Source organism: Rhizobium mesoamericanum STM3625, assembly GCF_000312665.1.
In the GTDB taxonomy this organism is placed as follows: domain Bacteria; phylum Pseudomonadota; class Alphaproteobacteria; order Rhizobiales; family Rhizobiaceae; genus Rhizobium; species Rhizobium mesoamericanum.
On record NZ_HF536775.1, the window covers coordinates 33950 to 38945 of the forward strand.

At 53.2% G+C, this 4996-nt stretch carries 1 protein-coding gene and 5 pseudogenes; 2 read left to right on the forward strand and 4 right to left on the reverse strand.

What is annotated here, in order from left to right:
• The 4 pseudogenes from BN77_RS32790 to BN77_RS36030 form a co-directional block, all read right to left on the reverse strand.
• Window positions 1-140: pseudogene (locus BN77_RS32790) on the reverse strand (transposase); the annotation flags it as partial.
• 62 nt (window positions 141-202) lie between these two features.
• Window positions 203-977: pseudogene (istB, locus tag BN77_RS28270) on the reverse strand (IS21-like element helper ATPase IstB).
• Between the two features lie 38 nt (window positions 978-1015).
• A pseudogene (locus BN77_RS28275) lies at window positions 1016-1365 on the reverse strand (IS21 family transposase); the annotation flags it as partial.
• A gap of 137 nt (window positions 1366-1502) precedes the next feature.
• Window positions 1503-2590: pseudogene (locus BN77_RS36030) on the reverse strand (transposase); the annotation flags it as partial.
• A gap of 774 nt (window positions 2591-3364) precedes the next feature.
• On the opposite strand from BN77_RS36030, the gene BN77_RS28290 reads away from it, so the two are divergent.
• Window positions 3365-4033: a RolB family protein gene (locus BN77_RS28290; RefSeq protein WP_037076695.1), complete on the forward strand. Its 669-nt coding sequence runs from the start codon at window positions 3365-3367 to the stop codon at window positions 4031-4033.
• A gap of 634 nt (window positions 4034-4667) precedes the next feature.
• Window positions 4668-4799 (forward strand): annotated as a pseudogene (locus tag BN77_RS28295) (transposase); the annotation flags it as partial.
• Window positions 4800-4996 lie beyond the last annotated feature (197 nt).

Sequence of the window (4996 nt, forward strand, 5' to 3'; positions counted from 1 at the left end):
TTCAATCGCTCAATCGGGTTCGTGCTGTGAAGCTTGGTCCAGTGCTGCTTGGGAAACGTCACGTAGGCGAGGACATCTTCCTCGGCGATGTCTGCGGATTTCACTAAATTGGGACAGCGATTTCGGAAAGTCGCGGACAAGCGTTTCGCTAGACTAAGTCACGCACATCGGATGTGATCGAGCTCCGGTTGCCTTGTTGCTGCTACCGGTGATTAATTTCGGTTATTTCGCCACCGGTCAAGATCGGCGGTGTCTTTCGTTTCCACATGCTGTCAACTTCGAGCGTTATGCGGTGTGCGTTGTGAACAATACGGTCTAAAATCGCATCAGCAAAAGTGGCCTCTCCAATCATCTCATGCCAGGCAGCCGCAGGAAGCTGAGCCGTGATCAGGATCGACTTCCGCCGATATCTTTCTTCGAAGATTTACAGCAGGTCGAGGCGCTGTCGGTCGTTCAAGGTATGAGTTCCCCAGTCATCCAGTACCAGCAACTGAACGCGTGCCAGTTCGTCTATGAGGCGCGGAAAGCGGCCATCGAGCCGTGCAAGTGCAAGATCCTCAAACAGTCGTGGCATGCGAACGTAGAGCACGGAATAGTCGAGGCGGGGCGCCTGTCGTGCGAAGGCGCAAGCAATCCATGTTTTTCCGGTGCCCGTTTGGCTCTTCAGAATCAAATTCTCATTTGCCTTCAACCAATGCTCCTTGTGCAACGCGAGAACTTTGCGACGATCCAGTCCGCGGTGGGCGCTAATCGATGTCTTCGATTGAGGCATTGGCAAAACGAAGCTTTGCCGCTGCCAGCCGATTGCTCAGCCGTTTGTCTGTTCTCATGGCAATCTCGCGATCGAGCATCAGACCAAGGCGTTCGTCGAAGCTAAGATCATTTCCATGAACCTGTTCGCTAAGCTCGCGTTAGGCCGTCGCCATCCCGGCAAGGCCAAAGGCGTTCATCTGGTCGATAGTTGGGTGTGTCAGCATTTGGTTTCCTTTCTCACTGGTAGTAGGTTTTGCCGCGGATATCCGTCTGGATGCGTCTCACGGTATTCTTGCCACAGCAGATTGAGCGTCACGCCTTTGCGCTTCAGCTCGCTGGCAATCTTTGGCCAATTCGGCTTATCGGTGTCGCGTGGAGGTCGTCCCATCTGGCGGAATAGTCGCTGCTCGAGAACTTCGTCGTCGTCCAGGCCAGGTGGCAGCGGCCACATGGCAAGCCCAGCTTCCCGAGCTCGCAACAAGTACGTCGAGATCGACGTCTTGCTCATCTTCAGACGTTCTGCGACTGCCCGTATCGGCGGTTCCTGCTCAGCCGCAATATCGACCGGATGTCCTTCACGTCAGTATGTCTCGCTTGCTTCCGTCTGGACATCAGATCCTCGCTCAATACACGAGGGCAAATTGCCAGATCGGCGCTCACGAAAATCGAGATAAATCCGACACAACTTCTGTCTGCGACTTAATGAAATCGCTGTCCGGAACTTTGTGAAACCCGCACTGTCCAGAACGTTTCGGCACTTTTGGCCTGATCTGATCGGCGACATTGCGCCACTGTTGGCTGGCGGCTTTCGAGGTATCTTGGGCAAAGGCCGTTGCAATGAAGGCTGAGACCACGCGTCGGCCACTCTTGCCGGCATGAGCCAAGGCATTGCGCATGAAGTGAACTCGACTCGACATCTTTGCCAAGTGTCGGAAAGGACTATCGAGATCGCCACCTTGACACCTTCATGCGCATCGGAGACGGCAAGCTTGACGCCGCGCAGACCGCGCCGGGTGAGCTTGCGCAGGAATTCCGTCCAGATTGGCTCGGCCTCAGAGGTGCCGATTTCCATACCGAGTACCTCCCGACGACCATCGGTGTTGACACCGACCGCGATGATGACAGTGACGGAGACGATGCGTCCGCCACGCCGGCCTTAGCTGCCGTTTCGAAAACGGGAACGAACCATGCAAGGCCACCGATCACCAGGCACGTTCAACGGTTCGTCTCCATGCACTCAGCGATCCGCAATTGCTTTTCAGTTCCGTCCCGTGGCCGCGCCGCGTAAACAATTCGCTACCGTCGGCTCGAAGCTTTCGATGCACGGAAAATTGCGGCCTGTGTCGGCTGAACATCCACGAGCCGCCGACCTTTCCAGCCAGAGAAACTTAACGTAACAACACCGTTTGACCTCATCATCGATCTCCTCACAAAGCCGCGAGACCTGGCTCTTGGAGATGCCACTCATGCCCATCGCCTTGACCAGATCGTCAACCGAGCGGGTTGAGACGCCTTGGATGTAAGCCTCCCGGATCACGGCGGTCAGAGCCTTCTCGGCCATGCAGCGCGGCTCCAGAAAGCTCGGAAAGTAGCTGCCGGTGCGAAGCTTTGGAATCCGCAGTTCGACGGTGCCATCTCGGGTCTCCAAGTCGCGATCGCGATAGCCGTTACGCTGAGCAAGTCGAAAGTTATTCTTCTCGCCGTAGGCCGCACCGGTCTTCGTGCCAACCTCCAGCTCCAGCAACTTCTCCGCGGCAAAGCCAATCATCTCGCGCAGCAAATCCGCATCAGCGCTCTCCTCAACAAGCGAGCGGAGGTCCATCATGTCATTGGTCATCGGTGGTCTTTCCATCCTAACGGAAAAAGCCGATGACCACCGCTATCCTGCTACAGCACCTCTCGGGACGTCATCGAAATTCCTGACACTCCCCCGAAACATCTTCACCGCTGCCCTAAATGCACGAACAAACCAGCGCACGAGTGCATAAACAAAGAAAGGCTACAAAGCGATATATCCTGCCTGCCTGCCTGCCTGCCTGCCTGCCTGCCTGCCTGCCTGCCTGCCTGCCTGCCTGCCTGCCTGCCTGCCTGACCTGCCAGGGTAATTTCCTCCAGATTGGATTAGAGTCCGGCCTGATTTAGGACGGACGCATGAAGAAGCAGAGATTTACGGAATAGCAGATTATTGCGGTGCTGAAGGAGCAGGAGGCTGGCGCGAAGGTGGCCGACCTTTAATCGCCGCTGGATGAAAGTTCAGTGGCAGGTCATGCCAAGCCAAACCAAGCCAAAAGTTGGATGTGACGTGTTGTTGACTTAGCAATCCCGCTGCCCTTCGCAGCTCGCTTAAGTCGTGCCCTTTGGACTGCACGGAAGCGGCGACTTCTACGGCAACCCTAGGGACACGTTCAAAAGATACCTTGTAGTGTGTCGAAACGACGCCCACTGTATCGGCCAGAGATTATAAAAAAATCGGTCCAATTATAAAAAAAATCGGTCCAATAAGGAAGAGAGCCCCTCTCTATATAAAGCTAATTTGTCAGTGCATCCACCACACAATCAACTCTCCACATTCTGTATAAACCACACTTTTATCTTCCATCATACCTTCACCATGGCAGGCAACTATCCAACCTACGTGCGCCCCCAATTTGACAGCATGTGCCTGACGGGGTTGCCCAAAGACGAGCTCCGCAACGGCCTTAATAATGCAGTCAAAAAATATCATGCTTACCTCAAGCGGGTCATGAAGGCTCAGGTCAAGTGGGTGGCTGAGGCGCGGGCTTATGAACAAGCTGCGGGACTTCCTCCAAAAGATTTTGGGAACCTCGAAATGGTGCCCTGTATGACCGAAACTCCAATGTTCGGCTATAGGGAAGAGATCGATCTTGAACGCATTCCTGCAGATCCCGCCCTCTTATATGCCTATTTGCCCACAAGGCTTGTACAAGCCTGTGTTGAAAACAGGAACTTAGAAAGCGTCCCAACTAAGTATTTTCCTGGGGTGGTGCTGGCGATGGACCTCTGTCCATACGATAGGATCATCACTGCTAAATCTGTAGTTAGTAAGTACCACCAGCGATGGTGCTCTACCGTAGAGCGTGAAGATATGCAGTCTTTCCTCGCAATCTTTCCCACTGACCGCTTCACTGCAGAAGACAATGGTGTATGGACCCGCTGTATAACGAGAGGGCACTTCGACATCGTGGCCCATGGAGAGATGATTTGGCCATCCTCTGTGCCTGACACTGCCTGGCCGACTGCATCTGGTTGGGATGATTAGTGGTGTCACTCTCGCCGCCAACACGCGGTGCTGGTCCTGGCTCGTCAATGTTTACGTCCGTCTCGGTTGCCGATTATGTTATTTGTTTTACCGTGGTTATTTCTCTTTTTTGTTGTTATTTCTCCTTTTTGCGCCAACGGCGCCATGTTGTTGTACTGTTCGTTGAATTCAATTCAAGTCAAGGCCAGGCCAGTTTGAATTATATATTCTTTCTCGCTTTTTTCTTATATTATTTGTGTTCTTGTTATTTCTATTTTTTCATGAGCGCCGATAGGCAACAAATTGAACGCATCTTCGTTCATCTCCGTTATCATAATACCTAAAATGTAACCTCCATGGAGAGGCGATAGGACCTCCATCAAGAGGTGTTTATTTTGCTCACAATGAACATGGAAGCCTGTTGACCCGGGCAATCAGCCTCCACCGGAAGCCGTGAGGCTTCCACCTCGCCCCAAAAAAACCAGAGCAACATCTACATCAGGATATATCCTGCCACCATTGCCGCTGATCATCATATGTCGGATTTGTTCCTGCCACCATTGCCGCTGATCATCATATGTCGGATTTGTTCCTGACCTGCTACGGTAATTTCCCCCAGATTGGATTAGAGTCCGGCCTGATTAAGGACGGACGCATGAAGAAGCAGAGATTTACGGAAGAGCAGATTATTGCGGTGCTGAAGGAGCGGGAGGCTGGCGCGAAGGTGGCCGACCTTTGCTGCAAGCATGGAATTTCCGAAGCGAGGTTTTATAATTGGAAAGCCAAATAGGATGGCGAATTGCGATTGACGCGCGGGGGCGGTTCAGATTCAAGAATCTGATGACTCGCACCGGCGAACCGAGCATTGCAGAACTGATGGCGCAATTGGCAGCCAATGCTGCCGAAATCGCGACGCTCAAAGCCGAGAAGGAAGCGCTCTCGCAGCGGGTCGTCAAGCTGGAAGAGGAGCTGGCACTGGCAAGG

Coding starts and splice junctions, on each gene's coding strand:
- BN77_RS28290 (WP_037076695.1), top strand. CDS start 3,365: ATGGCAGGCAACTATCCAACCTACGTGCGCCCCCAATTTGACAGCATG.